Raw genomic sequence first — 14975 nt, forward strand, 5'->3', positions numbered from 1 at the left:
ACAACCCGGCGACTAATATCTGTGCATGACAGATTCGACGAGGGCACGGAGCAGCCTGAACGGCACCGGATACTGGTCGCCGGGCACCCACATCCTGTGGCGGTACCGGGAGAACGCCGGGCCCGATTTCCATATCTGCCGCCCCGTCACCGTCGTAAAGGACAGCGAAGACCTGCTCGCCGTATGGATGGCCCCGGGCACGGAATGCGTGAAGCCGTTGCTCGCGGACGGCACCCCGGTGCATCAGGAACCCTTGGCGACCCGGTACACCAAACCCCGCACCACCCAGCGCGACCGCTGGTTCGGCACCGGCGTCCTGAAGCTCGCGCGTCCCGATGAGCCATGGTCGGTATGGCTGTTCTGGGAACCGGGCTGGCGGTTCAAGAACTGGTACGTGAACCTCGAGGAGCCGCGCGCCCGCTGGGCCGGCGGCGTCGACTCCGAGGATCACTTTCTGGACATCTCCGTGCACCCGGACCGCAGTTGGCACTGGCGCGACGAGGACGAGTTCGCGCAGGCTCAGCGGGCGGGCCTGATGAGCCCGGACAAGGCGCGGGCGGTACGGAACGCGGGCCGCGCGGCAGTTGAGGTGATCAAGGCCTGGGGCTCGCCGTTCGCCGACGGATGGGCGCACTGGCGCCCGGATCCGGCGTGGAAGGTGCCGGCGCTTCCGGCGGACTGGGATCGTACGCCCGCGCATGTGTCCCCATGAGACCCTTGCTGCGCCCCCATGGTCCAAACGTAGGATCGTCGTCCGCGCCGTGTGCAACGGTGCGGCCAGGGATGCGGCTGGGGCACGGGAGCAACCGACCAGGCTCTCGGGGCTCTTGACCGTACGTCACCGAGGGGCGGCAGGGACGTGAGCGAGAGGCATCAGCGGGCAGTGGCCGGACCCGGTGCTGCGGACACGGCAATTCCGTTCCTGGGACACACAATCCGGGTATCGGGTTACCGGCAGGCCGAACTGCGCCAGGTCGCGGGCGCCGCGGGTCAGGGGATCGCCGGGGAGGACCCGTACGCGTACGCTCCGGCGAGCACCCCCGTACCACCCGAGTACCGCGCAGCCCCGGACGGACGGATTCGAAACGCGTGACGGAGCATCCCACCTCGCACGAAGGCAGGCAGCCGCCCCGAGCTGCCCGGCCGAACGCCCCCGCGGACCCCCGCGGGGCGCTGCTGCGTACCCCGGATCCGGCCGAGACCGTGGAGCCGGAGTCCCGCGACTCCCGTGCACCCCGCGAGTCCTGTGAGCCCCGTGAGTCCCGTGAGCCGCTCGGTTCGCAGGGAAGCGTGCGTGCCGCGGCCGCCTTACCGGCGAAGGGCCGGCCCGACGACGATGCGGAGCACAGCCAGCCCGCGCCCGCGGACGCCTCCGGGGACGAGGGCCACCGGCCCCGTCCCGAGACCCCGCCCACCGACATCGGACGGGGAGTGCCCATGCAGCCCACCGGCGCGGACCACAGCACCCGGCGCGGCGCGGACGCGGCCCCCGCCGGGCACACCGGCGCCGGCCGCACCGCCGCCGACCACCCCGAGGCAGGGACCGAGCACGGCGCGGGCGGCGCCGCGCTGCCGCCCGGCGGCCCGCGCGAGCCCGCTCCGCCCACGCTGCCCGCACCGGGGCCTGGAAACTCACGGCGCGAGGCCGACCGGCTGCGCTTCGTGGGGGCCGCGACCCGGCGGATCGCCCGCGGCATAGACCTCGACGAGATCGTGATGGGCCTGTGCCGGGCGACGGTGCCGACCTTCGCCGACGCCATCCTCGTCTATCTGCGCGACCCGCTTCCCGTGGGCGACGAGCGGCCCGTGGGCCCTGTCGTGCTGCGGCTGCGCCGTACCGACCGGATACCCGAGAACGCCGACGACACGTCGGACACCGGCGCCGAGAGCGGCCAGCTGCTGCCCGCGCTGCCGGTGCAGCCCGACCTCGCGCCCGCCGCCGAGCTGTGCGAGGTCCGCACCGGCGGTGCGCTCGCCGAGGTGCTCCGGGGAGTGCGTCCCGTCTTCGCGGACGCACCGGCGGCCCGTGCCGCGCTGCCCGAACTGCTCGGCGAGGACCGGGCGGTGCCCAACGGGCGGCGCGCGATCCTCGCTCCGCTGCGCGGCCGGCGCCGGGTGATCGGCGCCGCGGTGTTCCTGCGCCGGCCCGACCGGGCCGCCTTCGAGCAGGACGACCTCCTGGTCGCGGCCCAGCTGGCCACCCACACCGCGCTCGGCATCGACAAGGCGGTCCTCTACGGCCGCGAGGCCTATATCGCCGACGAGCTGCAGCGCACCATGCTGCCCGAGACCCTGCCGCAGCCCACCGGGGTGCGGCTCGCCAGCCGCTATCTGCCCGCGGCCGAGACAGCCCGGGTCGGCGGCGACTGGTACGACGCGATCCCGCTGCCCGGCAGCCGGGTCGCCCTGGTCGTGGGCGATGTCATGGGCCACTCCATGACATCGGCGGCCATCATGGGCCAGCTGCGCACCACCGCGCAGACCCTCGCGGGCCTCGATCTGCCGCCGCAGGAAGTCCTGCACCACCTCGACGAACAGGCCCAGCGCCTCGGCACCGACCGCATGGCCACCTGCCTGTACGCGGTCTACGACCCGGTGGCCCACCGCATCACCATCGCCAACGCCGGCCACCCGCCGCCCGTGCTCCTGCACATCGGCGGCCGCGCCGAGGTGCTCCGGGTGCCCGCGGGCGCCCCCATCGGCGTCGGCGGTGTCGACTTCGAAGCCGTGGAACTCGACGCCCCCGCCGGCGCCACGCTCCTGCTCTACACCGACGGCCTCGTCGAGTCCCGGCTGCGCGACGTGTGGACCGGCATCGAGCAACTGCGGGAACGTCTCGCCGCCACCGCCCAGTTGACGGGCTCCGACCACTCGCCGCCGCTGGAAGCGCTCTGTGACGAGGTGCTCGACATGCTCGGCCCCGGCGACCGCGACGACGACATCGCGCTGCTCGCCGCCCGCTTCGACGGGATCGCGCCGAGCGATGTCGCGTACTGGTACCTGGAGCCGGAGGACTCTGCACCGGGACGGGCCAGGCGGCTTGCCCGCAGGGCACTCGCCCGCTGGGGCCTCGAGGACCTCACCGACTCCGTGGAGCTCCTCGTCAGCGAGGTCGTCACGAACGCGGTGCGCTATGCCTCACGGCCGATCACGCTGCGGCTGCTGCGCACCGACGTCCTGCGCTGCGAAGTCGGCGACGACGTACCGCAGCTGCCGCGCCTGAGGCAGGCGCGGGCCACGGACGAGGGCGGGCGCGGCCTCTATCTGGTCAACCGGATGGCACGGCGGTGGGGCGCGACCCGGCTTTCCACCGGCAAGGTCGTGTGGTTCGAGCTGAACCGCAGCTAGCGCTCCGCGGGAAGTCCGTTATGACACTGCGGGTGGACCGCGTCCAAAATGTTGCTGATGTCCCGGATGCGGCGTTGACTGGCACGGTGAACGAAGCGACCTGATCCGACCTCGCCTTGTGATGGGAGGACGCATCGTGACCGAGCAGCCGCAGAAGGTCCCGTACACCACGACCAACGCGGGCATTCCGGTGGAGAGCGACGAGCATTCGCTCACCGTCGGCTCCACCGGCCCGATCCTGCTCCAGGATCACTACCTCATCGAGAAGATGGCCCAGTTCAACCGTGAACGGGTCCCCGAGCGGGTGGTGCACGCCAAGGGCTCCGGGGCCTACGGCACCTTCGAAGTGACCAATGACGTAAGCCAGTTCACCAAGGCCGACCTGTTCCGGCCGGGCAAGCGCACCGAGATGCTCGCGCGCTTCTCGACCGTCGCGGGTGAGCAGGGCTCCCCCGACACCTGGCGCGACCCCCGCGGCTTCGCGCTCAAGTTCTATACGGAGCACGGCAATTACGATCTGGTGGGCAATAACACCCCGGTCTTCTTCGTACGGGACCCGATCAAGTTCCAGGACTTCATCCGCTCCCAGAAGCGCCGCCCCGACAGCGGTCTGCGCGACCACGACATGCAGTGGGACTTCTGGACCCTCTCCCCCGAGTCCGCGCACCAGGTGACGTGGCTGATGGGCGACCGCGGCATCCCGAAGACGTACCGCCACATGAACGGGTACTCCTCGCACACCTATATGTGGATCAACGGCGGCGGCGAGAAGTTCTGGGTCAAGTACCACCTCAAGACCGACCAGGGCATCGAGTTCCTCACCCAGGACGAGGCGGACCAACTGGCGGGCTCCGACGGCGACTTCCACCGCCGTGACCTGTTCGACTCGATCGCGTCCGGGGACGCGCCGACCTGGACGATGCACGTACAGGTCATGCCCTTCGACGACGCCCCCGACTACCGCTTCAACCCCTTCGACCTGACCAAGGTGTGGCCGCACGGCGACTACCCGCTGATCGAGGTCGGCAGGATGCGGCTCGACAAGAACCCGGACGACTTCTTCGTCCATATCGAGCAGGCCGCCTTCGAGCCCTCGAACCTGGTGCCGGGCATCGGCCCGTCCCCGGACAAGATGCTCCTCGGCCGGCTCTTCTCGTACCCCGACACCCACCGCTACCGGATCGGCCCCAACTACACGCAGCTGCCGCCCAACCGGCCGCGCTCGGCCGTGCGTTCGTACTCCAAGGACGGCCCGATGCGGTTCGAGCCGGCTCAGGTCGGCGCCGTGTACGCGCCGAACTCCTACGGCGGTCCCGCGGCGGCCGCGCAGTCCTTCGGTGAGCCCGCGGGCTGGCAGACGGCGGGCGAGATGGTGCGCGAGGCGTACCGGCTGCACTCCGAGGACGACGACTGGGGCCAGCCGGGCACGATGGTCCGCCAGGTACTGGACGACGCGGAGCGCGAGCGGCTCGTGTCGAACGTCAGCGGGCATCTGTCGCAGGGTGTGTCACAGGCCGTGCTGGAGCGTGCGCTGACGTACTGGCGCAACATCGACAAGGAGACCGGCGACCGGATCGCGGCGAAGGTGAGCGGCGGCTGATCCCCTCGACGGCGGGAACGGCGAATCAACGGCGGGAACGGCGAAGGCGCCCGGAGCAGCTGCTCCGGGCGCCTTCGCCATTTGTGACCGCTCAGGTCCCGTCCTCGCGTACGCGACCGCTCAGTGCCGGCCGGGCCGTTGGGGGTTCTCCGGGATGCTGAAGGACGGTGTCGGTTCCTCCGGACCGGTCGGATCGCCGGTCGGGTCACCGGTCGGCGGCTGCGTCGTCGGCGGCGCGGTGGTCGTCGGCGGCTGTGTCGTCGGCGGCTCCGTCGTGGGCGGCTCCGTCGTCGGCTTCTCGGTGGCCGGCGGCGTGGTCGGTGTCTGCGTGCGGGTCGGCGTCGGTGTGGGTGCCACGCCCGCGCCCATGTCCGTGTCCAGGTCGAACTGCGCGTCCGAGCCGCCGTTCAGGGCACCGAGGGTGTACGCCGCCCAGATCCGGGACGGGAAGCCACTGCCGTGGATCTTGCCGTCGCCGCCCGCGCCGGCGAGCGAGACATGGTCGCCGGTGCCCGCGGGCGTCTTGTCCGGGCGCTTCAGATCGCCGCCGCCCTCGGGCGCCTCCCCGAACATGCCCACCACGGTGACCATTTCGGGGGTGTAGCCCGCGAACCAGGCCGACACGTTGTTGTCGGAGGTACCGGTCTTGCCCGCGGCCTCGTACTTCCCGGCGTACTTGCCGTCGTTCACCACCGAGCCCGTGCCGTCGTTGACGACGCCCTGCAGGACCGAGGTCACCGAGTCCGCGGTCTCCCGCTTGATGACCTGGTCGCCGATGGACTCCGGCTCGATCTCCTCGCGGTCCTTGTGTTCGGCGGTCTTCAGGATGGACGGGGTGACCTTCTTGCCGTGGTTGTCGAGGGTCGAGTAGACCCCCGCCATGTCCATCGGGCTCGACCCCATCGAGCCGAGCGTCATCGCCGGGTCGGTGGTGATCTTCTGCATGCCGAGGTCGGACGCGGTCTGCGCCACCTTGTCCATGCCCACGTCGGCGCCCATCTGTGCGAACACCGAGTTGACCGAGTTGTCCATGCCCTTCTGGACGCTGATCGGGCCGTAGTCCTTCTTGCCTTCGTTCGGCGGGGCGTAGGCCTTCTCGCCGCCCTTGACGGGACGGCCGCTGGTGCCGTCGTAGATCGTGCCCGCCCTGATGGTCTGGCCGTCCTGCGTCTTTGCGCCGTTCTCCAGGGCCGCGGCGAGGATCACCGGCTTGAAGGTGGAGCCCGGCTGGTAGTCACGGCGGGTGGCGTTGGACAGATAGTGCTTGGCGTAGTCCTCGCCGCCGTAGAGCGCGACGACCTTGCCCGACTTCGGGTCCACGGAGACGGCTCCGGCCTGCACGGCCGCGTCGACCTTCCGCTCCTTGCTGTCCAGCTTCTCGCCGAGCTGCTTCTTCACCGCCTGCTCGAGCGACTTCTGCTTCTTCGGCTGGACGTTCAGGGTGACGGTCCAGCCGCCCGCCTTCACCTTGGCGATGGCGTCTTCCCTGGTGTCGCCGCGCTTGACCAGCTCGCGCACGATCTGGTCGTCGGCCGCGTCCACCAGATAGCCGGCCTGGCCCGCCTTGCCCGCCTCGGCCTTGGGCCTGTCCGGCTTCTCGAACTTGAGCCCGGCGCGCTTGCCCTGGTCGAGCCAGCCTTCCTCGACCATGTTGTCGAGTACGTAGTTCCAGCGAGCCGTGACCAGCTTCTTGCTGTCGTCCGAAGCGGCCGTCCAGTCGTACTGGCTCGGTGCCTGGAGCAGCGCCGCGAGATAGGCGCCCTGCGAGACGTTCAGCTTGTCGGCGTCGATACCGTAGTAGGCCTGGGCTGCGGCCTGGATGCCGTAGGCGCCGCGGCCGTAGTAGCTGGTGTTGATATAGCCCGCGAGGATCTCGTCCTTGGACTTCTGACGGTCCACCTTGAGGGAGATCACCAGCTCCTTGAGCTTGCGGGTGACCGTCTGGTCCTGGTTCAGGTAGTAGTTCTTGACGTACTGCTGGGTGATGGTCGAGCCACCCTGCTTGCCCTTGCCGGTGAGGGTGTTGAGGACTCCGCGGGCCGTGCCCTTGAAGTCGACGCCCTGGTCCTTGTAGAAGGACTTGTTCTCCGCGGCCACGAACGTCTCCTGGACGTCCTTGGGCACCCGGTCGAGGCCGACGATCTCGCGGTTGATCTCACCGGTGCGGGTGATGACCGTGCCGTCGCTGTACTTGTAGACGTTGCTCTGCTGCTCCGCCTGCGCGTTCGCGTCCGGCACCGGGACCAGCAGGTACAGGGCGATGAAGCCGCCCATGGTGAGAAGACAGAGACCGAAGAGGGTGCCGAGCACCCTCTTCCAGGTGAAGAAGCGGCGTATGCCGCCACGGCTTCTGGCCGCCCGGCGGGCGCCACGGGGACGTATGCCCTCGGACTGCGACCGCGCCGACGCCCGGCGTGCCCCGCCGCGCTGTCGCGCTCGTCTCGCTTCCGCTCGGCCCATTACTCCGTTGCTCCAGTCAAGTCGGCTCCCCCCGGGGTCAGCTCACGAAGCTAACACCGGCCATGCGGACAAAGGCCTGCCGATCCGGTCTTTTCCGGACGTGACAATCAGCACCTGTCCCTAGGGAACCGACTCATACGTAGGGCAAAGGGTTGCTCGTGGGGCATGTGGAGGCTTGGCAACGGACCTGCGCCCGGGTTGGCGGCGGCTCCGCTTTCCGGCTAAAGTGCTATCACTTTGCTAAACCAGCGAAAGCAATGAGAGCAGTCGGAGCAGAAACGGGGAAGCACATGCCAAGCAAGACGGAAGACACCGCGCCGGAGATGCCCGAGATGCCCGAGCCCGGCGTCCGCGAGTTCGCCGCGCAGTCCATCGGCGGCGGTCTCGCCCTGCTGCTCGGCCTCGTCGGCCTGGTGGGCGGCGTCGGCCTCGTGGTCGCCGCCACCGCCGTGGGCGCGGCCGGCCTCAAGGCCACGATGATCACCCTCGGCATCCTGATCGCGATCGCCGCGTTCCTCGCGATGTGCGGTCTGAACATGGTGGCGCCGGGCGAGGCCCGGGTCGTCCAGCTCTTCGGGCGCTACCGCGGCACGATCCGCACGGACGGTCTGCGCTGGGTGAACCCGCTGACCTCACGGACCAAGATCTCGACTCGGGTACGCAACCACGAGACCGCCGTCCTCAAGGTCAACGACGCCTACGGCAACCCCATCGAGCTCGCCTCGGTCGTCGTATGGAAGGTCGAGGACACCGCGCAGGCCATCTTCGAGGTGGACGACTTCCTCGAGTTCGTCTCGACGCAGACCGAGGCGGCCGTCCGCCATATCGCCATCGAGTACCCCTATGACGCGCACGACGAGGAGGGCCTGTCCCTGCGCGGCAACGCCGAGGAGATCACCGAGAAGCTGGCGATCGAGCTGCACGCGCGCGTGGAGGCGGCCGGGGTGAAGATCATCGAGTCCCGCTTCACGCATCTCGCGTACGCACCGGAGATCGCGTCGGCGATGCTGCAGCGGCAGCAGGCCGGTGCGGTGGTCGCCGCGCGGAGGCAGATCGTGGACGGCGCCGTCGGCATGGTGGAGGCCGCGCTCGCCCGGATCACCGAGCAGGACATCGTCGAGCTCGACTCCGAGCGCAAGGCGGCCATGGTGTCCAACCTGATGGTGGTCCTGTGCGGTGACCGTGCGGCGCAGCCGGTCCTCAACACGGGGTCCCTGTACCAGTGAGCGAGGAGGCCGCGCCGGGGCGGGAACCGGAGCGGGAACCGGGGCCGGAGCGGAAGCGGCGGCCGCAGCAGCAGCGGAAGCAGGTGCTGTTGCGGCTCGATCCTCTGGTGTACGACGCGTTGGCGCGGTGGGCCGGGGACGAGCTGCGCTCGGCGAACGCGCAGATCGAGTTTCTGCTGCGGCGGGCGCTGGCGGAGGCGGGGCGGCTGCCCGGTGAGGCGGGGCCTCTGCCTCGCAGGGGGCGGCCGCCGAAGTCGGGCGCTCCGGAGCGGGAGTAGTCCCCGGTCCCGCCCCTTCCCGTATCTGGGGCTCCGCCCCAGACCCCGCTCCTCAAGCGCCGGAGGGGCTGATTTTTCAGCCCCTCCGGCGCTTGCGGGCCAGCTATACACAGGAGGTATACACCCCACGTATACACACCGTGTACAGTCACAGTCATGTCCATCGGTCACACCCTCCTCGGCCTCCTCGAATCCGGCCCCCGCCATGGCTATGACCTCAAGCGGGCCTTCGACGAGAAGTTCGGTCACGACAAGCCTCTGCACTACGGGCAGGTCTACTCGACCATGTCCCGCCTCCTGAAGAACGGCCTCGTCGAGGTCGACGGGATAGAGGCCGGCGACGGGCCGGAGCGCAAGCGCTACGCCATCACCGAAGCCGGCATCACCGACGTGCAGCAGTGGCTCGCGACGCCCGAGAAGCCCGACCCCTATCTCACCTCGACCCTCTACACCAAGGTCGTCCTCGCCCTGCTCACCGGCCGCGACGCCGCCGACCTGCTCGATACGCAGCGCGCCGAGCATCTGCGGATGATGCGCATCCTCACGGACCGCAAGCGCAAGGGCGACCTCGCCGACCAGCTGATCTGCGATCACGCGCTGTTCCACCTCGAGGCCGATCTGCGGTGGCTCGAACTGACCGCCGCCCGTCTCGACAAGCTCGGAAAGGCGGTCGGCGCATGAGTACCGCCACCGACAGGACGAACCGGCCCGCGCCCGCGGGGTCCCTGCTCATAGCGGACGACCTGCGCAAGGCGTACGGACCCACCAACGCCCTGGACGGGGCGGACTTCTCCATCCACCCGGGCGAGATCGTCGCCGTCATGGGCCCCTCCGGCTCCGGCAAGTCGACGCTCCTGCACTGCCTCGCCGGGATCGTCACCCCTGACTCGGGCACCATCACGTACAACGGCCGCGAGCTGAGCGCGATGAGCGACACCGAGCGCAGCGCCCTGCGGCGCAGCGAGTTCGGCTTCGTCTTCCAGTTCGGGCAGCTGGTCCCCGAGTTGAGCTGTGTCGAGAACGTCGCCCTTCCGCTGCGTCTGACCGGCGCCAAGCGCAAGGACGCCGAGAAGACCGCGCTGCACTGGATGGAGCGGCTCGAGGTCGCCGACCTGGCGCGCAAGCGGCCCGGCGAGGTCTCGGGCGGCCAGGGCCAGCGCGTCGCCGTGGCCCGCGCCCTGGTGACGAGCCCGCGCGTGCTGTTCGCGGACGAGCCGACCGGCGCCCTCGACTCCCTCAACGGCGAGCGCGTCATGGAGCTGCTCACCGAGGCCGCGCGCGCCACCAACGCCGCCGTCGTGCTCGTCACCCACGAGACCCGGGTCGCCGCCTACTCGGACCGCGAGATCGTCGTACGCGACGGAAAGTCCCGTGACATGGAGCGCGCCGTATGAGCGGGTTCCGGGCATGGGCGCGGGATCTGGGGCTCGGTGTCCGGTTCGCCGTCACCGGGGGCCGCGAGGCCTGGGTGCGCACCGCGCTCACCGCGGTCGGCGTCGGTCTCGGCGTCGCGCTGCTGCTGGTCACCACGGCCGTACCGAGCGCCCTCACCGCCCGCGAAGCCCGCGCAGACGCCCGTACGGACGTGACCTTCAGCGCCACACCGCCGCCCAGGACGGACCGCACCCTGGTCGTCGCCAGCGTCGACACCGTCTTCCACGACCAGGACATCCGCGGCCGCCTCTATCAGCCCGAGGGCCCCAACGCACCGCTGCCGCCCGGGGTTTCCGCGTATCCGAAGCCCGGCGAGGTGCTCGTCTCGCCCGCGCTCGGCGAACTCCTCAAGTCCGACGACGGCAGGCTCCTGCGCGAGCGGATCGACGCGAAGGTCGTCGGCACGATCGGCGACGACGGTCTGATCGGATCGAAGGAGCTGGTGTTCTACAAGGGCGCGGACCATCTGAAGCCCTCCGCGTACCCCGTCGAGCGCATCGAGAAGTTCGGCACCGACCAGCCGTCCGAGGCCCTCGACCCGGTGCTGCTCCTGCTCACCCTCGTCGTCTTCGTGGTGCTGCTCATGCCCGTGGGCGTGTTCATCGCCACGGCGGTGCGGTTCGGCGGCGAGCGGCGCGACCGCAGGCTCGCCGCGTTGCGCCTGGTCGGCGCGGACGCCCGGATGGCGCGCCGGGTCGCGGCGGGCGAGGCGCTCGCCGGTGCGCTGCTCGGCCTGGTCGTGGGCGCCGGACTGTTCGCCGTGGCACGGCAGTTGGCGGGAGGTGTCGAGCTGTACCGGCTCAGCGTCTTCCCGCAGGACCTCGACCCGGCACCCGCCCTGGCGCTGCTCGTGGCGGTCGCGGTGCCGGCGGCCGCGGTGGGCGTGACGCTGTTCGCGCTGCGCAGCGTCGTCATCGAACCGCTCGGAGTGGTCCGCACCGCCAAGCCCTCGCGCCGCAGGCTGTGGTGGCGGCTCGTGCTGCCGCTCGCCGGTCTCGGCCTGCTCGCTCCGATGATCGGGCAGGGCAACGACAACGGCGACTTCAACCAGTGGATGGTCACCGCCGGTGTGGTGCTGCTCCTCGTCGGTGTCACGGCGCTGCTCCCCTGGCTCGTGGAGTTCACCGTCGCCCGGCTCGGCGGCGGCAGCGTGTCCTGGCAACTGGCCGTCAGGCGGCTGCAGTTGAGCAGCGGGACCGCGGCCCGGATGGTCAACGGCATCGCGGTGGCGGTGGCCGGTGCGATCGCGCTGCAGATGCTGTTCTCCGGGGTCGAGAGCGGCTACACCCGTAGCACCGGGCAGGACGTGACGCGGGCGCATATGAGCATCAGCGTGCCGCCGTCCGCCGAAACCGCCGAGCTGGCCGCCAAGGCGGAACGCAAGCTGGCCACCACCAAGGGCGTCACCGAGGTGACACCGCCCTTCACCCGGCTCGACGCGGGCGACGGCAGAGCGGACCCGGACCGGTCCGCCGCCGTCACCGTCGGCAGCTGCGCCGCTCTGCGCGAGGTCGCCCACCTGCCCTCGTGCCGCGACGGCGATGTCTTCGCCTCCCTCGGCGCGCCCTACGACACCGACACCGAGAAGCTGATCCGGCCCGGCCGCACGCTGTATCTGGACCCGCGATACAACGGCGGCCCCGGCAAGGCGGTGCCCTGGAAGCTGCCGTCGGACCTGAAGCGGGCCAAGGTGCGCGAGGACCCGCTCGGCAACATGATCGGCGGCGTCCTCATCACCCCGAAGGCGTTTCCGGCCGTGTCCGGTATGGAGCGCCACGGCGAACTCTTCGTCAAGACCGACAAGTCGGTGCCGAACGCACAGGAGTACGTCCGCAACGCCGCCGCGCAGACAGGGCCGCTGGTCAGCGTGTTCACCCTCGCGGCGAGCAAGCAGACGGACCGCTTCGCGCAGCTCCGCACGGGCCTGTTCGCGGGCGCGTCCTGTGTGCTGCTCCTGATCGGGGTGAGCCTGCTCGTCTCCCAGCTGGAGCAGCTGCGGGAGCGCAGGAAGCTCCTCTCCGCACTGATCGCGTTCGGCACGCGGCGCCGCACACTGAGCGCCTCGGTGTTCTGGCAGACGGCGGTTCCCATCGCCCTCGGCCTGCTGCTCTCTGTCGTGGTGGGGCTCGCGCTCGGCGCGGTGCTCCTGAAGATGGCCGGCCGGGCGGTGACGGTCGACTGGGCCTCCGTGGTCGCGATGACCGGCGTGGGCGCGGGAGTTGTCCTGCTCGTCACCCTGCTCAGCCTGCCGCCGCTGCTGAGGATGATGCGGCCGGACGGGCTGCGCACGGAGTAGCGATCCGCGGTGCGGGGGGACACGCCGGTGCGGAGGTCACGCCGGTGCGGGGGGGGCAAGCCGGAACGGGGATCAAGCCGGTGCGAGTGGTGACGGCACCATCCGCACCGGCAGTCCCCGCATCGCCCCCCGCAGCGCCCCCGCCAGCTCCTCGTACTCCCCGGCTCTGGCCGCCCCCGTCCGCATGGCGAGGGCGATCCGGCGCGTCGGGGCCGGGTCCGCGAAGTAGCCCGTGAGCAGCTGGCTGGAGCGGCTGCTCTCGACCTTGACCGCCGTCCGCGGCAGCAGCGTCACACCGAGCCCGCCGGCGACGAGTTGTACGAGCGTGGACAGACCCGCCGCGGTCGTCGTCACCGGTAGATCCCCGCGCCCCGCCTCCCGGCAGATGTCGAGCGCCTGGTCCCGCAGGCAGTGCCCCTCGTCCAGAAGCAGCAGATTCAGCTCGCGCAGCGCCTCGCGCGGGATGCCCTCGCGACCGCCGAGCCAGTGGTCGAGCGGGGTCACGAGCACGAAGTCCTCGTCGAACAGCGGCAGTTCGGTCACTCCGGGCACGCCGAGCGGCACGGCGAGCAGCAGCAGATCGAGGCGGCCCGCGAGCAGCCCGTCGACGAGCGAGGAGGTCTGCTCCTCGTGCACCTGCAGATCGAGGTCCGGATAGCGGTCGTGGACGAGGCGCAGCACCGTCGGCAGCAGATACGGCGCCACCGTCGGGATCACCCCGAGCCTGAGTGCTCCGGTGAAGGGCCCGCGTACCGCCTCGGCCTCCTCGATCAGCTCGCCGACCGCTTCGAGCACGACCTTGGCGCGCACCGCGAGCCGCTCCCCCGCGGGCGAGAGCAGCACCTTGCGGGTGGTGCGCTCCAGGAGGCGTACGCCGAGGACGTCCTCGAGTGCGGAGACGGCGCCGGACAGCGCGGGCTGGCTCATACCGATCGCGGCGGCCGCGTCCCGGAAGTGCAGATGCTCGGCCACGGCGGCGAAGGCGCGCAGCTGGGCGAGGCTGGGCTGCCGCCCGCTTCGCTTGCCGCCGGGCCCCTTGCCGCCCGCGCTCCCCTTATTACTGGCCACTGATAAGCACCTCCGATCACCACAACCGAGTCTAGCTATTTCCGCGATCAATGCACTCTGTGCCAAGATCTGAATCCGTCCAACCCCCTGGAAATCCCCTAAAAGGGACTTCCTTCCTCGCAAGGAGAGCGCGTGCTCACTGTCGGTGACCAGTTCCCCACGTACGACCTGACTGCCTGTGTGTCGCTGGAGAGCGGCAAGGAGTTCGAGCAGATCAACCACAAGTCCTACGAGGGCAAGTGGCGCGTGGTGTTCTTCTGGCCGAAGGACTTCACGTTCGTCTGCCCCACCGAGATCGCCGCCTTCGGCAAGCTGAACGAGGAGTTCGCCGACCGCGACGCCCAGATCCTCGGCGTCTCCGGCGACTCGGAGTTCGTCCACCACGCCTGGCGCAAGGACCACGCCGACCTGCGTGACCTGCCCTTCCCGATGCTCGCGGACTCCAAGCACGAGCTCATGCGCGACTGCGGCGTCGAGGGCGAGGACGGCTTCGCGCAGCGCGCCGTCTTCATCGTCGACCAGAACAACGAGATCCAGTTCTCGATGGTGACCGCCGGTTCCGTGGGCCGTAACCCCAAGGAGGTCCTGCGGGTCCTCGACGCCCTGCAGACCGACGAGCTCTGCCCCTGCAACTGGACTTCCGGCGAGGACACCCTCGACCCGGTCAAGCTCCTCGCCGGTGAGTGAGCGGATCCGACATGGCACTCGATGAACTGAAGTCCGCCATACCGGACTACGCCAAGGACCTGAAGCTGAACCTCGGTTCGGTGATCGGCAACAGCGGCCTGCCGCAGCAGCAGCTGTGGGGCACGGTGCTCGCCTGCGCGATCGCCTCCCGCTCCCCGCGGGTACTGCGTGAGCTGGAGCCGGAGGCCAAGGCGCAGCTGTCGCCCGAGGCGTACACCGCGGCGAAGTCCGCTGCCGCGATCATGGCGATGAACAACGTCTTCTACCGGACGCGTCATCTGCTCTCCGACCCGGAGTACGGCACGATGCGGGCCGGTCTGCGGATGAACGTCATCGGCAACCCCGGTGTCGAGAAGGTCGACTTCGAGCTGTGGTCCCTCGCGGTCTCCGCGATCAACGGCTGCGGCCAGTGCCTCGACTCGCACGAGCAGGTGCTGCGCAAGGCCGGCGTCGACCGCGAGACGGTCCAGGAAGCGGTCAAGATCGCCGCGGTCCTGCAGGCGGTCGGCGCGACGCTGGACGCGGAGGCGGTTCTCGCCTCGGAGTAAGTCGCCCTGCGCGCTTGACTGTTACGGCCC

At 70.2% G+C, this 14975-nt stretch carries 12 protein-coding genes and 1 pseudogene; 11 read left to right on the forward strand and 2 right to left on the reverse strand.

Annotated elements, in window-relative coordinates; all coding sequences use genetic code 11:
• Positions 1-25: 25 nt before the first annotated feature.
• The 4 genes and pseudogenes from fomD (at position 26) to ACFQVC_RS13215 (ending at position 4948) form a co-directional block, all read left to right on the forward strand.
• The gene (fomD, locus tag ACFQVC_RS13200; protein WP_381830331.1) at positions 26-712 is read left to right on the forward strand and encodes a cytidylyl-2-hydroxypropylphosphonate hydrolase; all 687 of its coding nucleotides are present in this window, start codon (positions 26-28) and stop codon (positions 710-712) included.
• 192 nt (positions 713-904) lie between these two features.
• A pseudogene (locus ACFQVC_RS13205) lies at positions 905-1093 on the forward strand (hypothetical protein); the annotation flags it as partial.
• A 110-nt stretch (positions 1094-1203) separates the two neighbouring features.
• A complete protein-coding gene (locus ACFQVC_RS13210) occupies positions 1204-3348 on the forward strand; it encodes a SpoIIE family protein phosphatase (protein WP_417851979.1) in 2145 nt (714 codons plus the stop codon).
• 121 nt (positions 3349-3469) lie between these two features.
• On the forward strand, positions 3470-4948 hold the full coding sequence (locus ACFQVC_RS13215) for a catalase (protein WP_381830335.1): 1479 nt from the start codon (positions 3470-3472) through the stop codon (positions 4946-4948).
• A 120-nt stretch (positions 4949-5068) separates the two neighbouring features.
• Here the strand turns inward: ACFQVC_RS13215 and ACFQVC_RS13220 are convergent, their stop codons facing one another.
• Positions 5069-7408, reverse strand: coding sequence for a transglycosylase domain-containing protein (locus ACFQVC_RS13220; RefSeq protein WP_381830337.1), 2340 nt, complete (start codon positions 7406-7408; stop codon positions 5069-5071).
• A 290-nt stretch (positions 7409-7698) separates the two neighbouring features.
• Between ACFQVC_RS13220 and ACFQVC_RS13225 the strand changes: the two genes are divergently transcribed.
• The 5 genes from ACFQVC_RS13225 to ACFQVC_RS13245 all read left to right on the forward strand — a co-directional run bounded on the left by ACFQVC_RS13225 (position 7699) and on the right by ACFQVC_RS13245 (position 12642).
• Positions 7699-8634 (forward strand): SPFH domain-containing protein, encoded by a 936-nt coding sequence (locus ACFQVC_RS13225; protein ID WP_381830339.1) that lies wholly within the window; start codon positions 7699-7701, stop codon positions 8632-8634.
• Positions 8631-8912: a type II toxin-antitoxin system antitoxin gene (locus ACFQVC_RS13230; protein WP_381830341.1), complete on the forward strand. Its 282-nt coding sequence runs from the start codon at positions 8631-8633 to the stop codon at positions 8910-8912. Before ACFQVC_RS13225 ends, ACFQVC_RS13230 begins: the two co-directional genes overlap by 4 nt.
• Positions 8913-9068: 156 nt before the next feature.
• On the forward strand, positions 9069-9593 hold the full coding sequence (locus tag ACFQVC_RS13235; RefSeq protein ID WP_381830343.1) for a PadR family transcriptional regulator: 525 nt from the start codon (positions 9069-9071) through the stop codon (positions 9591-9593).
• Entirely contained in the window at positions 9590-10306 is a 717-nt protein-coding gene (locus tag ACFQVC_RS13240) for an ABC transporter ATP-binding protein (RefSeq protein WP_381830345.1), read from the forward strand. The genes ACFQVC_RS13235 and ACFQVC_RS13240 overlap by 4 nt, the downstream gene beginning before the upstream one ends.
• A complete protein-coding gene (locus ACFQVC_RS13245) occupies positions 10303-12642 on the forward strand; it encodes an ABC transporter permease (protein WP_381830347.1) in 2340 nt (779 codons plus the stop codon). The genes ACFQVC_RS13240 and ACFQVC_RS13245 overlap by 4 nt, the downstream gene beginning before the upstream one ends.
• A gap of 72 nt (positions 12643-12714) precedes the next feature.
• On the opposite strand, the gene ACFQVC_RS13250 is transcribed toward ACFQVC_RS13245, so the two are convergent.
• A complete protein-coding gene (locus ACFQVC_RS13250) occupies positions 12715-13710 on the reverse strand; it encodes a LysR substrate-binding domain-containing protein (RefSeq protein WP_381830349.1) in 996 nt (331 codons plus the stop codon).
• A 132-nt stretch (positions 13711-13842) separates the two neighbouring features.
• Here ACFQVC_RS13250 and ACFQVC_RS13255 point away from each other — a divergent pair, with 132 nt between their 5' ends.
• Both ACFQVC_RS13255 and ACFQVC_RS13260 read left to right on the forward strand, forming a co-directional pair.
• A complete protein-coding gene (locus tag ACFQVC_RS13255) occupies positions 13843-14397 on the forward strand; it encodes a peroxiredoxin (RefSeq protein WP_381830351.1) in 555 nt (184 codons plus the stop codon).
• An 11-nt stretch (positions 14398-14408) separates the two neighbouring features.
• Positions 14409-14945, forward strand: coding sequence for an alkyl hydroperoxide reductase (locus ACFQVC_RS13260; RefSeq protein WP_381830353.1), 537 nt, complete (start codon positions 14409-14411; stop codon positions 14943-14945).
• The last annotated feature ends 30 nt before the right edge of the window (positions 14946-14975 follow it).

The organism is Streptomyces monticola (genome assembly GCF_042665355.1).
In the GTDB taxonomy this organism is placed as follows: Bacteria; Actinomycetota; Actinomycetes; order Streptomycetales; family Streptomycetaceae; genus Streptomyces; species Streptomyces monticola.